We start from the raw sequence: 18,682 nt of genomic DNA, 5'->3' as shown, positions 1-18,682 counted from the left end.
ATGTAAAAACCGAGATTCGAAGAGCTTTTTGATTGCGTATTTTTTATTTGGATTTGATGTGTGATCTATTGGTGTCCGTTTGTGTTATACTTGATACTAATGATGTTATGGGGTTTGCGAGCTTTATTTTGGTAAAAAAGGGCAGTAAGCGTGAGTATGGATAAAAAAAATGACCGGCTGAATTAGTCGGGCCGGCCATTTAAAGATTATAAGATTATACTATTTATCGTAAAATAATTTTTTTGGTCAATGTGCCTTCGGAAGAGTTGATTGCTGCGAAATAGATACCCTGATTTATTCCGGACAAATCCACTTCGTAACGGTCTTGTATGGTTTCCGGAGTAACTGATTTGATGGTTCTTCCGTTAATGTCCAGAATTGTTATCTGATTTATTGAAACCAATTCGGGTGAACTGATATACACTTTTCCGTTGGAAGGATTAGGGTAGATTGACAAGGATTGCAGCAAATGGGCGTCGGTGCCAAGCAGACAATTCGTGGAGTAGGTTGCAGTTTCGTGAAACAAAACACCCCAGTTTGCAGCTGAATAAGTCGGATTGTCAACATTTATGCATTCCAGATCAGGATTGTTGAGAGCTCCGTTGTTGAGCAAAATGAAATTAGCATTGTTTCCGTTTCGTAAATCCAGTGATGTAAGCAGGTTGTTGCTGCAATTAATTTGGGTAAGCAGCGGACAGGTTGCAATGGATAGCGTAGTCAGTAAATTAGAGCTGATTTTTAATTGCTCCAGGTTTACGTTCTGTGATAAATCAATACTTGTTAATTGATTAAGAGTTAAGCCTAAATATTTTAATGCGGTATTTGAAGACACATTAATGCTGCTTAAACTGTTGCTGTAGAGGTCAAGGATTTCCAAGCCTGTATTCAGAGAAACGTTTATTGTGGACAGTGAGTTGCCTCCGCAATGCAGTTCTTTTAGACTCGTGTTTAAAGTTACATTAAGTGCGGTGAGGTTATTGTCGTCAAGGCCCAGATACAGTAATAAGGGGTTTTGTGTGACGTCAATTGCTGTCAGCTGATTGCCATAGGCCTCGAGGTAGCTGAGGTTGGTGTTGGGTGTTATGTTAAGGCTGGTTAACGCATTTCCGTTACATTCCAGTTCCTCTAAGGTGAGAATGGGTGTTACGTTGAGACTCGTTAAATTATTTTCGGAACAATTTAAGTATGTCAGCGACGTGAAAGCTTCAATGCCTGTTAGGTTGGAGATGTTGGACAGGGAAATATCCAGGTCGGTAACAGAACTTACATTGGCTGTAAGTACGGAACCGTCAACGGCATTGTCCAAACCTAAAGTGACTAACTTTTGCTCAAAATTAGCATCTGGAATGAGAGCTGTCTGAGCAATAAGGAACTGTGGGGCAATAAACAGGAGAAGTAAAAAATTTTTCATAAAAAATAAGTTTGATTATACATTTCATGTCGTGGTATTTTTTACTATCACAAAGTTATAAAATTACTATCTAAAAAGTGCTTTAAAAAACAAGGAATTTTTTTAATAATTAAATTATAAAATTTTAATAATCAGTACATTGTATTTTATTTTATCGATAAAATGCTGTGAAATTCGGTTTGTTTTCATGCGGGGTGTTTTTTGGCGTTTAAAGAGGTTTTTTATCGTTTTTTTTCTATGGGTTCTGAGGCTAAAGTAAAGAGTATTTTTTTAGTGATTAAAGTATGATAAACAAGAAGAAAGTTCAGGTAATGAATGAAGAGAGATTAAATGTGCTGTCAGAATCAGAAATTTTACGATTTTTTTTAAAGTTTAGTTAGGTTTTTCAGAGGAATGATGTCTGTTATTGTTTTTTAATTCGAGATATTTTTTGCAATTTTAGATCCATAACAATTTTTTTAAATTTGCATGTAAGTTGTTTGTAATCAGTTTTATTTGTGTTTTTTATTTTAATTGGGGCGCGGAGAAACAAAAGGGTTATCTTTGTTAAAAATTTAACAATTGATAGTGTGAGAAAATATCTACTTAAAAGCTTAGTCCTGTTTATCGCTGCAATGGCAGTAATGGTGTCTTGTTCAAAAGACGATGCAAAGGAAAACGAACAGATCGATCAAAATGGAGGTGAGGTTTTTCGCTATCAGGCGGTAACAATTAATCTAAACGGAGTCGATTTGTCTCAAAATGAGTATGAAGCTACATTTGCAGGCGAACAGGTAATATTGAAAAAAAGCGGAGTTAATACTTTGATTTTTGCGGTTTCACCTAATGCGCCGTTAGGAAAAACGGATTTAGTTATCAGTTCCTTAAACAGTGCTACGATTCACTATGATGTGAAGGATACAGCGCTCACTGATACTCCTGAAAATACTTTGTCTCCTTTTTTAGGAAGTCTAGATAATTATACTAATGAGGTTGGTGTTTCAACATTTCCGGAATATCAAACATCTTTAGGGCTTATTTCTGCTTTTAATTCTTTTTATACCGATGCGGATGCAGAGCAAAAAGAAGTGATGGCTAAATTATACAAAGCAAATAAAGCCTCTTTTGATTATATTATGATGTCAGGAATTAATGGTATAACGGGTAGATTTACCCCGACAGACTTCGCGACAGTTTCTTTGGATTTGTTTAGGGCGTGTGTTGAAGGAGTAGTGATAGGGGCAGCTGTAATAGGTGTTTCAAATTGGTTTATTAGCAATCCTCCGCTATTTACAGCTATTAAGATTGTAGGGGCAGTTTTAGCTGGTGTAGCTTTAGGTTTGTGTGCTGAACGTCTGCGTGATTTTCTTGTTGCGAAATCTAATGCTGTAAAATTAAGTTTCTCTTCGCTTTTTGGTACTAACGACAGAAGTTCTTTTGTTAGTTTTCAAAATGATGTAAGTTTGGTTGCTCCTATCAATACTTACAGAAGAAGTGTAGATATGAGCGATGCTGAAAGCGATAATACTTTAATGACATTGTTTTTTGGTTCATATGCTATTTATAATGATACGTTAAATACAATTAATAATGCAATTGATTACATCAATAATTATAATCCATTCGATGACATTCCAAATCTTGTTACCAGACAAATTCCTGTAACGAGTCAGGCGGAACAAGAAGTAATGACCCAGGAAATTTTTCAAAAACTTGAACTGAGTGTTAATCATCCGAATCTTGAGATAGTTTCCAAATCCTTGCAAAGTAACGGACAGCTAAATATGAAGATTAAAATTATCGGAACTCCATCTTCATTGCCGGTAGAATCCTTTTTAAATTACAGCTATAGCGATGAGTTTAGTTCGTTTTCTGGGACGTTGCCGATTAAAGTTGGTAATGAAGAGCTCATACAAGAAGTAGTTATCGGAACTCAAACATGGATGTTAAAAAACTTGAATGTAAGTACTTATCGTAATGGTGATATCATACCTCAGGTGCAAGATCCGACTCAGTGGCGTAATTTAACTACTGGGGCGTGGTGTTATTATGAAAATAATTCTGCAAATGGTCCGGTATACGGTAAATTATATAATAGATACGCTGTAAATGACTCAAGAGGTTTAGCTCCTGTGGGATGGCATATCCCTAGTGATGATGATTGGCTAACTTTAGTAAATAATTTGGGAGGAATTAATGTAGCTGGTGATAAGATGAAAGAAGTAGGAAGCACTCATTGGACAAGTTTGAATGCAAATGCGACAAATAGTAGTGGTTTTACTGGACTAGGATGTGGTTTTACAAATGGTTATGGATTTCTTTCTATAAATGAGATAACTTTAATGTGGAGTTCATCTCCTTCCCCGGTGGAAGGGTACACAGATAGATATTGGGTATTGGATGATGAGAATTCAAAATGTAAGCCAAGTAATAGTAATAGTGTGACAACTCCATCTAACAGCGGATATTCTGTTAGATGTATGAAGGATTAAATGGTTTTTCACTTGTTTAAGTCATGGTAATCAAAAATAATTAAAACACAAAAAAGCAACTCTAAAAGGTTGCTTTTATTTATTTACAAATGATTGTAATGATTTTGAAATGCTAGAAATTAAGCGTTTCGAATAGGTCATTAGACAACTTTAAATATAATTTACAGTATAACTAATATAAAATTTTTATTTTTGCTGTTCAATTTTACAGAGATACATATATATTATGAGAACGATACAATTTAGAGAAGCGGTTTGTGAGGCGATGAGCGAAGAAATGCGTCGCGACGAATCGGTATATTTAATGGGAGAAGAAGTCGCAGAATATAACGGAGCGTACAAAGCTTCGAAAGGAATGCTGGATGAATTCGGACCAAAAAGAGTTATCGATACACCGATTGCCGAATTAGGTTTCGCCGGAATCGCAGTAGGTTCAGCGATGAACGGCTGTCGCCCGATTGTCGAATTCATGACGTTTAACTTCTCGTTAGTAGGAATCGATCAGATCATCAATAACGCTGCAAAAATGCGTCAGATGTCGGCCGGACAATTCCCAATGCCAATGGTGTTCCGAGGACCGACAGCTTCGGCAGGTCAGTTGGGAGCAACACACTCACAGGCTTTTGAAAATTGGTTTGCGAACACGCCGGGATTAAAAGTGGTGGTGCCTTCTACGGTATATGATGCTAAAGGATTATTGAAAGCAGCTATCCGTGACAACGATCCGGTTATCTTCATGGAATCAGAACAGATGTACGGTGATAAAGGTGAAGTGCCTGAAGGTGATTACACGATTCCGTTAGGAGTTGCCGATATCAAACGTGAAGGTACGGATGTAACGATTGTGTCTTTCGGAAAAATCATCAAGGAAGCTTTGGCTGCTGCCGAAGAATTGGCAAAAGAAGGTATTTCTTGTGAGATTGTCGATTTGAGAACGGTTCGTCCGATGGATTACGATACAATTATTAATTCGGTTAAGAAAACAAACCGATTAGTGGTTTTAGAGGAAGCATGGCCATTCGCGTCTGTAGCTTCTGAAATTACCTACATGGTGCAAGAAAGAGCCTTCGATTATTTGGATGCTCCGGTACAGCGTATCACAACAGCCGATACTCCGGCGCCGTATTCGCCAACCTTGTTAAAAGAGTGGTTGCCTAACGCAAATGACGTGATTAAGGCAGTTAAAAAAGTAATGTATAAATAAATTTTCAGAATTCTTAGACACAATCAGATTGTCAGACTTTTTGGAGTTATATGTCTCTAAATTGTGCGAAAATCTAAAAATCTAAAGATCTAATTGCTATATTTGAAACTTCATCAGTAATTCGCTGGTGAAGTTTTTTTTTAAAATGGTATATGAAGAAGTTTTTTCCGGTTTTATTTTTTTTTATTTTTTGGATCAACCTGGAGGCGCAAACTAAGGTCGGCGGTGTGGTTTATGATGAAAATAACCAGCCGATGGGTTATGCCAATGTCTATTTCAAAGGCTCAACCGAAGGAATCGTTTCGGATGAGAACGGACGGTTTTATCTTCAATCCGATAAAACATACAAGATTCTTGTAGCTTCTTTTGTGGGCTATAAATCCGTGGAAATTACGCTTACAAAATCGGTCGATCTGGATATGAAAATCACCATCAAACCGGACAATCAATTGCAGGAAGTTAAAATTTATACCGGAAAAACATCAAAAAAGAACAATCCTGCCATCGATATTCTTAGGAAGATCTGGGAACGCAAAAGGAAAAACGGACTGAACATGTTCGACCAGTATCAGTATGAAAAATACGAAAAAGTCGAATTCGATCTGAATTCCATCGACAGCGCTTTCAAAGCCAATAAGATTTTTAAGGGAATGGAATTTATCTGGGACAGAATCGATACTTCCAAGGTTACCGGAAAAGCTTTTCTTCCGATATTCATAAATGAAACATTGAGTGAAGTCTATGCCGATAATACAAATGGGAAAAAGAAAGAAATTATCAAAGCCAATAAAAACTCAGGTTTGGGAACCGGCGACGGGGTGAGTACTTTCATTAAGGATTTGTACGCCGAATACGATATCTATAATAATTACCTCAAATTTTTCGATAAGGATTTCGTGAGTCCACTATCCCGCACCGGAATCAATGTATATAATTACGTGCTGTCCGACAGTGCTTTCATCGACAATAAATGGTGCTACAACATTATTTATTATCCGAGAAGAAAGAACGAGCTTACGTTTAAAGGTGATTTTTGGGTGAATGACACCACATTTGCCATCAAGAAAATCAACATGGAGGCCAGTAAAAGTGCTAACATCAACTGGGTGAAAGAGATTTATATCGAGCAGGAATTTGAAGTGCTCAACGACTCGGTTTTTCTGTTGAAGCGGGATCACATGATGTCAGATTTCAGTTTCTCCAAAAAGGAAAAATCAAAGGGAGTTTACGGGAAACGAACGACTTTGGTTAAAAATCATAAATTCAACCTCCCGAAAGAAGATAAATTCTACAAAGAGGAAGTGGATGCTTTTGATAATGAAGTGTATAATAAATCCGACGAATTCTGGGAGGAAAACCGCTTTGAAAACCTTAATAAAAATGAGAAGGGAGTCTACGGACTTTTAGATACCTTAAACACGATTCCGAAATTCAAAAGGATCTATAGTCTCGCAACCGTCCTGGCCAGTGGTTATATTGAGGTGCCTAAATACAAGTTTGACTACGGTCCCATATTTTCCACTTTCGGATATAATGATGTGGAGGGTTTACGATTAAGAGCTGGCGGAAGAACCTATTTCGGCCCCAACGATATGTGGCGTTTACAGGGATTTGTGGCTTATGGTTTAAAGGATGACCAGTTTAAATATGGTATTTCAGGGAAATGGCTTGTAAATAAAAAAAACAGATTGATACTATCGGTAGGACACCGAAGAGATGTGGAGCAGATAGGGGTAAGTTTAACCACAACCAATGATGTGTTAGGGCGTAGTTTCGCATCAAGTTCACTGTTTTCCACAGGTACTAACAATAAGCTGACCTCCATTAATTTATCAATGCTGTCTGCGCAGATGGAAGTGGTTAAGAATTTAACCATTGAGACTGGGCTTACTTACAGAACATTAAAATCCGCTTCGGATCAGTTCAGTTTGGATTATTATGACACGGAAGGGAATATTCAGAGTGAAGTAAAACAGAGCGAAGTTGAACTCAGAGTTGACTACACTCCCGGCCGCAAAACTATCGGACATGGCGTGGAAAGGCTGGAAGTGGATTACAATTACGCAAGGGTTTTTGGGAATTACAGTCATGGTTTTGAAGGGATTCTGGATAGCGATTTCAATTACAGAAAACTTCAGTTTTATTACAGACAGCCTGTTCTTATTGGAGGATTTGGTCGATTGTTTACTACGATGGAGCTCGGAAAAATATTTGGGGAAGTTCCTTTGGGACTGATGGGTGTAGTTCCCGGTAACCAATCATGGTTCCAGATAGAGAATACGTTCAGTAACTTGCAATACTATGAATTTCTGGTAGATCGGTATGCTTCGGTTCACTTGGAGCATCATTTTAACGGAAGACTTTTTTCCAGGGTACCTCTTTTGCGAAAATTAAACTGGAGAGAGATAGTCGGTATCAAAGGGATAATGGGTACGGTGTCGGATGAGAATGTTGCCATTAACGCTTCCGGATTGGAATACCGTGCTCCGGATAATGGCTATTGGGAATACCATGCCGGGATTGGGAATATTTTTAAGTGTTTCCGACTGGATTTCTGCTGGAGAGGAAATTACCTCGATGTTCCCGATGCAAACACATTTGCCGTTAAGGGCTCATTTGGATTTTATTTCTAATGAAAAATGCCATCGCTCATCTTCTTAAATGTGAAGAAAAATTTCAAAGTATCGTTGATTTATATGGTGAGCCGACTTTTGTCCAACGCCCACCGGGTTTCGAAACGCTTTGTTTGCTTATATTAGAACAACAGGTTTCGATTGATTCCGCGAAAACGACTTTTAATAAAATAAAAACAGCGCTTCCCGATTTTTCACCCGAAACGGTATTGGTTTTTTCCGATGAGGATTTCCGTGCTTGCGGCGTAAGCCGTCAGAAAACAACCTATCTGAAAGCACTTTCTCAAGCTGTTTCAGATAAAATCTTAGATATAGAAAGTCTGTCGCTGAAAGAACCGGACATAATCAGGGAAGAACTGATAAAAATTAAAGGAATCGGTCATTGGACTATCGATGTGTATCTGATGTTCTGCCTTCAGTCGCCCGATATCATTCCGCTTGGAGATATTGCCGTTGTCAATACCATAAAAGAATTGTTCGATATTCATGAAAAAGAGGCAATGGCCATCTATGCCGAAAACTGGAAACCCTATCGTTCGGCAGCCACTTTTTTCCTATGGCATTATTATCTGAAAAAGCGGGGCCGGAAGCAACCGTATTAAAACTTCGTTACGATATTGCTAAATCTGTCCCATAAATGTTTTAATTTCTTGTAAAAGAGTTCATTTTGTTCTACTTTTGCACCCTCAAAATACGTAAAAGTTAATAAAATGACAGCTGATAAAGTTAAAACTTTCGATGTGTTAATCGAAATCCCAAGAGGGAGCAGAAATAAATACGAATACGATTTCGAATTGAAAAGAATGCGTTTCGACAGAATGTTATTCTCGTCCATGATGTATCCTGCAGATTACGGTTTTATTCCTGAAACATTAGCGTTAGATGGTGATCCGTTGGACGTTTTGGTTTTGGTTAATGAGCCGACTTTCCCTGGTTGTGTAATGGAAGTGAAGCCAATCGGTGTTTTCCACATGGCCGATGATAAAGGACCAGATGAGAAAATTATCTGCGTACCGGTTTCCGATCCTATCTGGAACAAATTGGATGATTTGTCTGATATGAACCCGCACTTGGTAAAAGAAATCGAGCACTTCTTCCAGGTATATAAAGATTTGGAACACAAAAAAGTTGATGTTGAAGGTTGGGGAGATGTTAACGATGCAAAACGTATTCTTAAGGAATGTGTGGATCGTTTCAACGCTATCGAAAACAAGCCGGCTGGATTATTCAGTATTAAATAATAAAATTTCCTAAAATTTTATAGAAAAAGCAATATTCTGCAAAGAGTATTGCTTTTTTATTTGTTTTTGTTTCTATATATTTACGAATATTAACCAGATACCAAAAACAAATTTATGGAATCAATGATGATTTACGTGCCGGTTATTATGGCATTGTTGGGGCTCGCCTTCATGTGGGTCAAAAGGAGTTGGGTTTTAAAGCAGGATGCGGGCGATGGGAAAATGAAAGAGATTTCAGATCACATCTACGAAGGGGCATTGGCCTTCCTTAAAGCTGAATACAAATTATTGGCACTTTTCGTTGTTGGAGCGAGTATCGCTTTGGCAAGTATTTCTTTCATAGTGCCTACTACACATATATTAATCGTGGTGGCGTTTGTTTTCGGAGCCTTTTTTTCCGCTTTGGCCGGAAATATGGGAATGAAAATCGCAACCAAAACAAATGTCAGAACCACACAGGCAGCGCGTACCAGTTTACCGCAGGCATTGAAAGTTTCCTTTGGAGGCGGAACCGTAATGGGACTTGGCGTAGCCGGGTTAGCCGTTTTGGGATTAACATCATTTTTTATTTTCTTCTTTAATTTCTTTATGGATGGGGTGTGGACTTCCACCGAAGATATGACCATTGTTCTTGAAACGTTAGCGGGTTTCTCTCTTGGAGCCGAATCAATCGCCTTGTTCGCCCGTGTGGGTGGCGGAATTTATACCAAAGCCGCCGATGTGGGTGCCGACCTGGTCGGAAAAGTGGAAGCCGGTATCCCGGAAGACGATCCGCGTAATCCTGCTACTATCGCGGATAATGTTGGTGATAACGTTGGAGACGTTGCCGGAATGGGTGCCGACTTGTTCGGTTCGTACGTAGCAACGGTTTTAGCGGCCATGGTACTCGGAAATTATGTAATAAAAGATATGGGGGGCAACCTTCAGGATGCGTTCGGAGGAATCGGACCAATTTTATTACCCATGGCTATCGCCGGTTTCGGAATCCTGTTCTCGATTATCGGAACCACTTTGGTGAAAATATCAAGCAATGATGCCAAAGAAAAGCAAGTCCAAGGTGCCCTAAACGTTGGAAACTGGGTTGCTATCGGATTGACATTAATCGCCTGTTTCTTCTTAGTACAATATATGTTACCGGCCACCATGAAAATGGAATTCTACGGAGAAGGCTTAAAAGAGATTTCGTCCATGAGAGTTTTCTATGCTACGATTGTCGGATTAACAGTCGGAGGTGTCATCTCTTCGGTAACGGAATATTACACAGGCTTAGGAACGAAACCGGTTCTGGCTATCGTACAAAAATCTTCTACAGGAGCAGGAACAAACGTAATAGCAGGTTTGGCAACCGGAATGATTTCCACGTTCCCGACAGTATTATTGTTTGCAGCAGCAATTTGGATTTCTTATGCTCTGGCAGGATTCTACGGAGTGGCTTTGGCTGCTTCTGCAATGATGGCGACTACGGCCATGCAATTGGCGATTGATGCCTTCGGACCGATTTCAGATAACGCGGGAGGAATAGCCGAAATGAGCGAATTACCGAAAGAAGTGCGCACCAGAACTGATATTTTGGATTCCGTTGGAAATACAACGGCAGCAACCGGAAAAGGGTTTGCAATTGCTTCGGCGGCATTAACGTCGTTGGCTTTATTTGCAGCGTATGTAACCTTTACCGGAATTGACGGAATCAATATTTTCAAAGCACCGGTTTTAGCGATGTTGTTCGTGGGCGGAATGATTCCTGTAGTATTCTCTGCTTTGGCTATGAATTCGGTTGGAAAAGCCGCGATGGACATGGTCTACGAAGTACGTCGTCAGTTCAAGGAAATTCCGGGTATCATGGAAGGTACCGGAAAACCGGAATACGGAAAATGTGTGGAGATTTCTACGAAGGCGGCTTTACGCGAAATGATGTTGCCGGGAATTTTAACCATCGGTTTCCCAATCGCAATCGTATTGTTAGGTAAATTGGTTTATTCTGATAATAACCAATTGGTAGCGGAAATGTTAGGCGGTTATATGGCTGGAGTTACCGTTTCGGGTGTGCTTTGGGCTATTTTCCAAAACAATGCCGGGGGTGCTTGGGACAATGCTAAAAAATCGTTCGAAGCCGGCGTAATGATTAACGGTGAAATGACATACAAAGGTTCTGATGCGCACAAAGCCGCTGTCACCGGAGATACTGTCGGAGATCCTTTCAAAGATACTTCGGGTCCATCCATGAATATTCTAATCAAATTAACGTGTCTGATCGGATTGGTGATGGCACCAATTTTAGGTAATGGACATTCATCGAATTCAGGAAAAGAAGCCTGTTGTGCCAAATCAGAAATGCATGCCGGACACAAAATGAAATGCGACATGGACAAAATGGCTAAAATGTCCAAGGAAGAATGCGAAAAAATGTGTGATGAAATGGGATGTTCTCCTTCAGATACAGCATTGTGTCTGTCTCATTACGACGAAAACGGAAAATTCAAAGGTGGTGATTGCAAAATGGAATGCTGTTCCGGAAAAGGGGGTATGAAAAAAGAAGTGATGAAACGCGTTTCCATAGAGAAGGAAACCAACAATGGTAAAACAAAAGCGACCATTAAAACGACGACTGTGGAAAACGGAAAAGAAACGGAAAAAGTTGAAACTTTTGAAGGTACAGAAGCGGAAGTCAATGCTAAAATTGAAGCGTTTAAAAAGAAATAAGTATTTAAAATTGTAAAAAAAGTCTCCTGTAATCATTAAAAGCGATAGGAGACTTTTTTATTTTACTAAATTTACCAAAACAACAACACGATTTACAATGCCTAAAATAGTTGCGCTTTTTCTGCTTATACTTACCAATGTTGGTTTTGCCCAAAACGCATTGCCGTTAATTCCACAGCCCAAAGAGCTGATTCAGAAAGAAGGCAACTTTACTTTAAACCGAGGAACGCTTATTCTCATTGGGAATTCCGAAAGTGACAACGAAATTAAACTGTTCAATCAGTTTTTGAAAACCAGTTACGGTTTTGAACTGATGACGACCGACAATTCCAAAAGTCCGCTAAATACGATTCAGATTCAGGTCGAAAATCCCAAAAAAGATCAATCGGGAGAATATGAACTGAAAGTAATCAATTCACAAATACTGATTTCAGCCAAAGGGAACATCGGACTTTTTTATGCGTTTCAGACGCTGCAACAATTGCTTCCGATTGAAAAAGAGAACGAAGTAAAAATTCCGTGTCTTGAAATTAAAGACGAACCGAAATACGCTTGGCGTGGCATGCATTTAGACGTGGGCCGACATTTCTTTCCGAAGGAGTTTATCAAGAAATACATTGATTATCTGGCGATGTACAAAATGAATACCTTCCATTGGCATTTAACCGAAGATCAGGGGTGGCGCATCGAAATTAAAAAGTACCCGAAACTAACCGAAGTTGGTGCCTGGAGAAAAGGTTCGATGGTAGGGCATTATAACGATCAGAAATTCGACGATAAAAAGTATGGTGGCTTTTATACACAGGAAGAAATTAAAGAGATTGTGGCCTACGCCAAATCACGCCACATCACCGTAGTTCCCGAAATAGAAATGCCCGGTCATTCCCAAGCGGCTTTGGCGGCCTATCCGGAATTATCCTGTACTGGCGGACCATTTGAAGTAGCTACCCAGTGGGGTGTTTTGGATGATGTGTATTGTTCAAAGGAAGCAACATTCGAATTTTTGCAGAATGTTTTAATCGAAGTACTCGATTTGTTTCCCTCAGAATACATTCATATCGGTGGTGATGAAAGTCCGAAAACCCGCTGGAAAAACTGTGCGCATTGTCAGGCACTCATAAAAAAAGAAGGACTTAAAGACGAGCACGAACTTCAAAGTTATTTCATCAGACGCATCGAAAAATTCCTGAATGCCAAAGGTCGTCAGATTATCGGTTGGGATGAAATCCTCGAAGGTGGATTGGCCCCTAACGCGGCCGTTATGAGCTGGCGCGGTACCGAAGGCGGTATTGCTGCGGCCAAACAAAAACATAAGGTCGTGATGACGCCGGGTTCGCATTGTTATTTCGACCATTATCAGGGCGAACCAAAGAACGAACCGGTAGCTATTGGTGGTTATACGACCGTCGAAAAAGTATATTCCTTCGAACCGACACCAAAGGACCTGACTTCGGAAGAGGCGAAGTATATTATGGGTGCACAAGGCAATGTGTGGACCGAATACATGAATACACCCGAACACGTGGAATACATGATTATGCCGCGAATGGCCGCTTTAGCTGAAGTGGTTTGGGGAACTTCTGACGTAACAAAATACCAAAGTTTCCAAAACCGACTGATCCGGCATTTTTCAGTATACGACAAAAAAGGAATCAATTACAGTCGGGCAATATTCGAAGTGACTTCCAAAGTGAGTCCGTCTGAAAAAGGAGATGAAGTCGTTTTTACTCTTAAATCGGCAAACACCGGGATTCATTTTACAACCGACGGAACAAATCCGACCGCCAATTCAAAAAAATATAAGGAACCTATTTCGGTAACGAAAAACCAAACTGTGAAAGCAGCTTATTTCGAAAACGGAAAACAAAAAAGCGCCGTAATCGAGAAACCGTTTTTCATCACCAAATCTACCGGAAAGAAAATAAGTCTAGTTAATCAACCGCATGAAAATTACGGAATTGGAGGTCCGTTTACATTGGTCGACGGAATGCGCGGCAACATGGAAAAATACGGACGCGACTGGATTGGTTTCTGGGGAAAAGATTTGGAAGCGACCATCGATTTAGGGAAAAAACAGAGTGTTTCCAAAGTAACAATGGATGTGTTAACCAATGACGGAAGCTGGATCCATTATCCGAAATTCATCGAAGTGCTGGTTTCCAACGACGGAAAATCGTTTCAATCGGTAAAGAAAGTTCCTGCTGAAGAAATCCGTACAATGAAAGGCATTGTAATAATCGAATTCGACAAACAAAAAACCAAATACATCAAAGTCATCGCTCCCAATGCAGGTAAAATTCCTGACGGGAAACCGGGTGCAGGTTCCGATTGCTGGCTATTCGTGGACGAAATCATGGTGGAGTAATTTCAAGAATAAAAATGTATGTTAATTTGTGTAATTAGTGGCTAAACAAAATAATATGGCAAACCGCAGGAATTTTTTAAAGACAACCGCCATCGCTTCGGTTGCAGTGGCGTTGAACGCTTTTAGAGGAAAATCGGAAGATGAAGAAATGATTGTTTCTTCGGTAAAACCAACGAAACCCATCGTGCTTTCTACCTGGAATTTCGGAATCCCTGCCAATGAAGCGGCTTGGGAAGTGTTGAAAAACAGGGGACGTGCTCTTGATGCGGTAGAAGCCGGCGTGAAAATTCCCGAGGGTGATCCGAACGAGCGCAGTGTAGGTTACGGCGGAAGGCCCGATCGCGACGGAAGAGTGACGCTGGATGCCTGCATTATGGACGAGTTTTCCAACATCGGTTCGGTGGCCTGTCTGGAGCATATCAAACATCCGATTATGGTAGCGCGCGCTGTGATGGAAAAAGCGCCGCATGTAATGTTGGTAGGTGAAGGAGCATTGCAATTTGCCTTGGCGCAAGGTCATAAAAAAGAAAACCTGTTGGTGGAAGCTTCCGAAAAAGAATGGAAGGAATGGCTGAAAACCAGTAATTATCATCCAAAAGCGAATATCGAAAATCACGATACCATTGGAATGATTGCCCTGGATGCACACGGAAATTTGTCGGGAGCCTGTACAACCAGCGGATTAGCCTACAAAATGCACGGTCGCGTGGGTGATTCGCCAATCATCGGAGCGGGGTTGTATGTCGATAACGAAATCGGTGCGGCAACAGCAACCGGTCACGGAGAAGAAGTAATACGAATTGCGGGTTGTCATTTGGTGGTGGAACTGATGCGTCACGGAAGATCACCGCAAAAAGCCTGTGAAGAAGCCGTGGCACGAATTGTGAAACTGACCAAAATTCGAAATAAAAATTTAAAAGATATCCAGGTGGGGTTCATTGCATTGAACAAAAAAGGCGAACACGGAGCATATTGCGTGCAGGGCGGATTCAATTACGCTAAATACGACGATACCGGAAACAAATTAATTGATGCTAATTACTTTTTGCGATAATGGAAAAATTAGAAATAGCCTGCTTTAACCTGGAATCGGCTTTAATTGCCCAAGAAGGTGGTGCCGACAGAGTGGAACTTTGCGCCAACATTAAAGAAGGAGGAACCACTCCCGATTTAGAGGTTGTCAGACAAACCCTCGACCGATTAAAAATTCCTATATATGTGATGATTCGTCCACGAGGCGGAAATTTCGTGTATTCGGAAGCGGAATTTCAACAGATGGAAAAGGAAATACAGCAATTCAAAACTTTAGGTGTAAACGGATTTGTTTTCGGAATTTTAAACGAAGATAAAACGGTAAATCTTCAGCAGAATTCGGAATTGGTGGAACTGGCGAGACCTTTTCCATGTACGTTCCACAGGGCTTTTGATGAAGTGTCTGAAGTTTTTCACTCTTTGGAAGCCGTGATACAATGCGGTTTTTCCACGCTGCTGACTTCGGGAACCATGCCAAATGTGATCGAAGGAATTTCGGTTTTAATGAAATTGGTTGAAAAGGCTGATAACCGGATTACGATCATGCCGGGCGGCGGATTGCGTTCGAACAATATAAAGATGTTACAACAGCAAACCAATGCCGGTTTTTATCATTCTTCAGCAATAACGGATAAAAGTGAAATCGCAAATATTGATGAGGTTAAAGCCTTGAAGTCAAACTTACAGTAATGAAAAATCTTTTGAGGTTTCTTTTTGTTTTCTGTTTGCCGATTATGGTTTTGGCTCAAAATTTCCATTCCGATTTGGGAAAGGAAAACTGGAATTTCAGAAAGAAAGGCGACGCGAAATGGCTTCCTGCTTCTGTTCCGGGAACCGTTCACTCGGATTTGTTTACTAATAGAGTTATTCCGAACCCTTTTTTCGGAGCGAATGAAAAGCAATTGCAGTGGATTGAAAACGAAGATTGGGAATATGAAACCAATTTTTTTATTTCTGCCCAAGATTTTAAAAACGAAAACATTGATCTTCAGTTTGACGGTTTGGACACTTATGCCGAAGTTTTTCTGAACGAAAAATCGGTTTTAAAAGCCGATAACATGTTCCGAACCTGGAAAATCGATGTTAAGAAACAGCTGAAAGCCGGACAAAATAAATTGGTTGTTGTTTTTCAATCTGCAGTAAAAAAAGGAAAAGAGGAAGCAAAAAAACTTAAGTATACGTTGCCGGGCGATGAGAAAATATTTACCCGAAAAGCCCAATATCAGTACGGTTGGGACTGGGGGCCACGATTCGTAACGGCTGGAATCTGGAAAAAAACGCAATTGCATTTCTGGAATTCGGCGAAAATCGAAAATATAAAATTCGAACAACAATTACTTTCGGATAAAGAGGCGAAATTGCTTTTCACCGCTGAGGTGAGTTGTCATAGATCCGGGAAGTATCTGCTGAAAGTCAACGGTAAATCGGAAACCTATTCACTTAAAAAAGGCAGGAATCAACTGAAAATCGATTACGAAATCAAAAATCCGAAACGTTGGTGGAGTAACGGTTTAGGCGAAGCATATCTGTATCCGTTCGTTATTTCGCTTTCGGATAAAAACGGAAATTCGGATCAAAAAGAATTGAATGTCGGGTTGCGAACCATCGAATTGATTCAGGATAAGGACAACATCGGAAAAAGTTTTTATTTTAAACTCAATGGTGTTCCGGTTTTTATGAAAGGCGCCAATTACATTCCGCCTGACAGTTTTCTGCCTAGAGTTAAAGATTCGGTGTATAAAAGCATCGTTAAAAATGCCGTGGATGCGAATATGAATATGTTGCGCGTTTGGGGTGGTGGTGTGTATGCCGATGATGCTTTTTACGACGAATGCGATAAAAAGGGTATTCTGGTCTGGCAGGATTTCATGTTTGCCTGTGCGATGTATCCGGGCGATAAAAACTTTCTGAATAACGTAAAACAGGAAGTCGTCGATAACGTAAACCGTTTGCAAAATCATCCGAGTTTGGCACTTTGGTGCGGAAACAATGAGAATGATGAAGGCTGGCACAATTGGGGCTGGCAAAAACAATACAAGTATTCCGCTGCGGATTCGACTAAGATATGGAATGACTATAAAAAGCTGTTTCACGAACTGATTCCGAAAACGCTGGACAGTTTGCTGGCAAAGGAAAAGAACTTGTACTGGCCGTCATCACCGTCCATTGGTTGGGGTAGGAAAGAAAGTCTGCTGCAGGGCGATTCCCATTACTGGGGCGTTTGGTGGGGGATGGAACCTTTTGAGATCTACAAAAAGAAAGTTGGTCGTTTTATGAGCGAATATGGTTTTCAGGGGATGCCAAATCTGGAAACGTTTAAAGCATTCGCAAATGAAAACGATTTGAGCCTGACTTCCGAATCGGTAAAAAACCATCAGAAACATCCAACAGGTTATCAAACCATTCAAACCTATATGGAACGCGATTATAAAGTTCCGAAACAATTTGAAGACTATGTTTATGTTTCTCAATTGCTGCAGGCTGACGGGATGAAAACCGCGATTGAAGCCCATCGTCGGGCGAAACCGTATTGTATGGGAACGTTGTATTGGCAACTGAACGATTGCTGGCCGGTGACCTCGTGGAGTTCGGTGGATTATTTGGGCAATTGGAAAGCTTTTCATTATCAGGTGAAACGAAGCTTTGAAGATGTTTTGCTTTCGGTTGCAGAAGAAGAGAATCAGTATAAAGTCTATGTGGTTAGCGATGAACTGACTCCGAAAAAAGGAAAACTTCAACTGGAACTGTTAGATTTTAAAGGGGCTGTTTTATGGAAATCGGCTTCGGAAGTTCAGGTAGAAGCAAATACAAGCAAAGTGTATTATGCGATTGACAAAAAAGAGTTTGGGAAGTTCAATCCCAAACAGTCTGTGCTTTCCGTGAAGCTTGTTTTGTCTGATACGGATGTGAAATTGGCGTTGTTTTATTTTGAAAAACCAAAAGATTTAGAATTGAGCGAACCGAAAATCACAATCAGACATTTAAGTGATAATGCGGTTGAAGTGACTACGGATGTTTTGGCTAAAAATGTTTTTTTAAATTCCGATAAAGGACATTTCAGCGATAATTATTTTGATTTGTTACCTGGGGAAAGGAAAGTCATCGGCACAACAAAACCGACGAAAGATTTTACGTTTAAATCGTTGTTCGATACATTCAAATAAAAAAAGCCTCATGATTCGAGAGGCTTTTCTGTTTAAAGTAATTGTTGATTTTAGTGAAATTACGGTGTTGTAGTTATACCCATTACATATAACACAACCAAAGCAATTTTGGCAGTTCCTCGTGTTGCATCCGCGGAGGCTGTATTGTCGACTGAATTAATGCTTTGTATTTCGTTTTTATGCATGGGGGTTTTTACTATTTGATCTCTGACTTCAGTGAGTCCGTAATAGGTGCCGTCTGACATTTGTATTTTTTTAAATTTGTGTGTTTTTTTGTCAGCGGTAATTACTTTTACCTTTTTGTTGGCAGTGACAGCTTCATCCAAACTCATTGGAACCTTTTCGTAGGTATCACAACTTTGCAAAAACACAAGCAGAACTGTGAAAAAACTTACGACTTTTGCTTTTTTGTAGAGTGTTTCCATACCTCAAAGATTTAAAATTGAAAATCAGTGAGCATT

12 protein-coding genes are annotated in these 18,682 nt (G+C 39.9%); 10 read left to right on the top strand and 2 right to left on the bottom strand.

All coding sequences use genetic code 11. The features are described 5' to 3' along the window. Window positions 1-223 precede the first annotated feature (223 nt). The gene (locus tag FLJC2902T_RS15655) at window positions 224-1,411 is read right to left on the bottom strand and encodes a T9SS type A sorting domain-containing protein (protein WP_023577781.1); all 1,188 of its coding nucleotides are present in this window, start codon (window positions 1,409-1,411) and stop codon (window positions 224-226) included. A 569-nt stretch (window positions 1,412-1,980) separates the two neighbouring features. Here FLJC2902T_RS15655 and FLJC2902T_RS16465 point away from each other — a divergent pair. From FLJC2902T_RS16465 to FLJC2902T_RS00280, 10 genes are all read left to right on the top strand, one after another. Continuing rightward, window positions 1,981-3,882: a fibrobacter succinogenes major paralogous domain-containing protein gene (locus FLJC2902T_RS16465; RefSeq protein ID WP_023577780.1), complete on the top strand. Its 1,902-nt coding sequence runs from the start codon at window positions 1,981-1,983 to the stop codon at window positions 3,880-3,882. Window positions 3,883-4,108: 226 nt separating this feature from the next. Next, window positions 4,109-5,086, top strand: a complete 978-nt coding sequence (locus FLJC2902T_RS00320) for a pyruvate dehydrogenase complex E1 component subunit beta (RefSeq protein WP_023577779.1) — start codon at window positions 4,109-4,111, stop codon at window positions 5,084-5,086. Between the two features lie 152 nt (window positions 5,087-5,238). Further along, complete coding sequence (locus tag FLJC2902T_RS00315) at window positions 5,239-7,719, top strand: DUF5686 and carboxypeptidase-like regulatory domain-containing protein (RefSeq protein WP_035676530.1); 2,481 nt, start codon at window positions 5,239-5,241, stop codon at window positions 7,717-7,719. Then, the gene (locus tag FLJC2902T_RS00310) at window positions 7,719-8,321 is read left to right on the top strand and encodes a DNA-3-methyladenine glycosylase family protein (RefSeq protein WP_023577778.1); all 603 of its coding nucleotides are present in this window, start codon (window positions 7,719-7,721) and stop codon (window positions 8,319-8,321) included. Before FLJC2902T_RS00315 ends, FLJC2902T_RS00310 begins: the two co-directional genes overlap by 1 nt. Window positions 8,322-8,429: 108 nt before the next feature. Next, window positions 8,430-8,960 (top strand): inorganic diphosphatase, encoded by a 531-nt coding sequence (locus tag FLJC2902T_RS00305; protein ID WP_023577777.1) that lies wholly within the window; start codon window positions 8,430-8,432, stop codon window positions 8,958-8,960. Between the two features lie 114 nt (window positions 8,961-9,074). Continuing rightward, window positions 9,075-11,660 (top strand): sodium-translocating pyrophosphatase, encoded by a 2,586-nt coding sequence (locus FLJC2902T_RS00300; RefSeq protein WP_023577776.1) that lies wholly within the window; start codon window positions 9,075-9,077, stop codon window positions 11,658-11,660. Between the two features lie 97 nt (window positions 11,661-11,757). Beyond that, window positions 11,758-14,025 (top strand): glycoside hydrolase family 20 protein, encoded by a 2,268-nt coding sequence (locus FLJC2902T_RS00295; RefSeq protein ID WP_035676527.1) that lies wholly within the window; start codon window positions 11,758-11,760, stop codon window positions 14,023-14,025. A gap of 55 nt (window positions 14,026-14,080) precedes the next feature. Further along, complete coding sequence (locus tag FLJC2902T_RS00290) at window positions 14,081-15,079, top strand: isoaspartyl peptidase/L-asparaginase family protein (RefSeq protein ID WP_023577773.1); 999 nt, start codon at window positions 14,081-14,083, stop codon at window positions 15,077-15,079. After that, the gene (locus tag FLJC2902T_RS00285) at window positions 15,079-15,747 is read left to right on the top strand and encodes a copper homeostasis protein CutC (RefSeq protein WP_035676524.1); all 669 of its coding nucleotides are present in this window, start codon (window positions 15,079-15,081) and stop codon (window positions 15,745-15,747) included. Before FLJC2902T_RS00290 ends, FLJC2902T_RS00285 begins: the two co-directional genes overlap by 1 nt. After that, window positions 15,747-18,221 carry a beta-mannosidase gene (locus tag FLJC2902T_RS00280; protein WP_035676521.1) on the top strand — a complete coding sequence of 825 codons (2,475 nt, stop codon included), beginning with the start codon at window positions 15,747-15,749 and terminating at the stop codon, window positions 18,219-18,221. The genes FLJC2902T_RS00285 and FLJC2902T_RS00280 overlap by 1 nt, the downstream gene beginning before the upstream one ends. A gap of 59 nt (window positions 18,222-18,280) precedes the next feature. Here the strand turns inward: FLJC2902T_RS00280 and FLJC2902T_RS00275 are convergent, their stop codons facing one another. After that, complete coding sequence (locus FLJC2902T_RS00275; protein ID WP_023577770.1) at window positions 18,281-18,646, bottom strand: hypothetical protein; 366 nt, start codon at window positions 18,644-18,646, stop codon at window positions 18,281-18,283. Window positions 18,647-18,682 lie beyond the last annotated feature (36 nt).

Origin of the sequence: Flavobacterium limnosediminis JC2902 (genome assembly GCF_000498535.1) — a bacterium.
Taxonomy (GTDB): domain Bacteria; phylum Bacteroidota; class Bacteroidia; order Flavobacteriales; family Flavobacteriaceae; genus Flavobacterium; species Flavobacterium limnosediminis.
Note: the sequence above shows the minus strand (reverse complement) of the source record. Positions and strands in the feature narration are given on the sequence as shown.